This is a genomic window from Streptomyces sp. SID14478 (assembly GCF_010548525.1).
Classification (GTDB): domain Bacteria; phylum Actinomycetota; class Actinomycetes; order Streptomycetales; family Streptomycetaceae; genus Streptomyces.
The window spans coordinates 1-1,554 of the sequence record NZ_JAAGMG010001208.1 but is presented as its reverse complement, the minus strand read 5'-3'; the positions used below and the strand labels follow the sequence as shown (position 1 = coordinate 1,554).

Genomic DNA, 1,554 nt, shown 5'->3' with positions numbered 1-1,554 from the left:
GGTGCCGCCGGTCGCCCTGGACTCCGCGGACGCCTCGGCGCGCTGGCCGCACTTCACGGCCGCCGCCAGGGACAGCGGCGTCGCGGCGGCCTGCGCGGTGCCGCTGCGCCGGCGCGAGGAGGTGCTCGGCGCCCTCTCCCTCGCCGTCCCCGAACACCCCTGGCACCCAGAGGGATTGGCGATCGCACAGACGCTGGCCGACGCCACCGCCGTAGGACTGCGCCACCAGCGTGCCTACGCCCAGTACCGGGACCTCTCGGGGCAGCTGCAACAGGCACTTGCCAGCCGTGTGCGGATCGAACAGGCCAAGGGCATGCTCGCCGAACGCTGGAACACCGCGCCGGACGCCGCGTTCTCCCTGCTGCGGCAGTACGCACGCAGCAACCGGCTGCCCCTGGACTCGGTCGCGCGGGACGTGCTGCACCACGCCCTGACCGACAGCCAGTTACGCCCGGAAAGTCCCGGAGCGACCTGAAACCTGCCCCGACCTGCGGCGACCACGGTGCGCCACCGGCCTCGCACTTGGCGTCAAACGCCCTCTAGGCCGCAGCCTCCATCCGTTCTAGAGTCGGAGTCAGTGGCCCAAGACCCCGGCCTCCAGGACCCACAGGTCCGGATGACTCCTCATACCTCCCGCGCCGGCGCCGGGTTACTCCCGCAACCCGCTGCGCGCGCGGTCGAGGACCAGCCCGGCCGGCAGCTCCGGGGGGAGCGGGCCGCCGGCCGGGCCAGGTGCCCGGCATATGCCGAAACCGTCAGCCCGCGCGCTTCGGCGCCTCGTCCACACCCGTGAGGTACGCGGAGACGACGACGTTCGCGGTATACGTCCGCGACGCTTTGTCAAAGGTGCCGCCGCAGGTGATCAGCCGCAGCTCGGCGCGGTCGGAGCGGTGCTGGCCGTACGCCTTGTGCGGGTCGAAGGACTCCCGGCCGAAGACCTGGACGTCGTCGACGGTGAACTCCACGACGGAGGCGTCGTCGCGCACCACCCGCACCTTGTCCCCGGGCTTGCTCTCGCTCAGGTGGAAGAAGACGGCGGGCCTGCTCTCGGTGTCGACGTGCCCGACGAACAGGGACGTGCCGCGCTCCCCCGGCCGGGCGCCCGCGCCGTACCAGCCGACGACGCCGGCCTGGCCGTAGGGCGGCGGGTCGATGGCACCGCCGCCGTCCAGGCCGCGGGCCACGACAGGGGCCTGGATGCGCAGCGCGGTGACATCGATGCGCTGGGGCTTCGCGGCCTTGACAGGCTTGTGGGCGGCCGGCAGGTCGACCTCCAGGGGGCGGCCGACGGCGGCCGCGTCGCCGGTGGTCGGCGAGGAGAGGTTCACATCGGTGATGCCGCGGCCCCACAGCCACAGGCCGAGCAGCAGTACCGCCCAGGCGACGCCGGTGATGAGCCGCCCGAGGCCGTGCGACCGTTCGCTCATGGCGCGCTCACTCCTGGGAGGAGCGGCGGCGCCGGACGCTGCGGAAGGCCACGGCCACCGCGGCGATCGCGGCCAGCACCAGGCCGATGACGGCGTGCCGGGTGCCCGGGCCGTCCTCGGTCACCGC

The 1,554-nt window shown here is 73.7% G+C and carries 2 protein-coding genes; one reads left to right on the top strand and one right to left on the bottom strand.

The window, feature by feature from the left end; translation table 11 throughout:
* On the top strand, positions 1-475 hold a 475-nt coding region (locus G3I40_RS38670; protein ID WP_164559494.1), incomplete at its 5' end, for a GAF and ANTAR domain-containing protein.
* Positions 476-755: 280 nt separating this feature from the next.
* Here the strand turns inward: G3I40_RS38670 and G3I40_RS38665 are convergent.
* Positions 756-1,427 (bottom strand): class F sortase, encoded by a 672-nt coding sequence (locus G3I40_RS38665; RefSeq protein WP_164559493.1) that lies wholly within the window; start codon positions 1,425-1,427, stop codon positions 756-758.
* Positions 1,428-1,554: the final 127 nt, after the last annotated feature.

What these genes read in the sequence shown, in the direction of transcription:
- G3I40_RS38665 (WP_164559493.1), bottom strand. Translation starts at nt 1,427, where the DNA reads ATGAGCGAACGGTCGCACGGCCTCGGGCGGCTCATCACCGGCGTCGCC.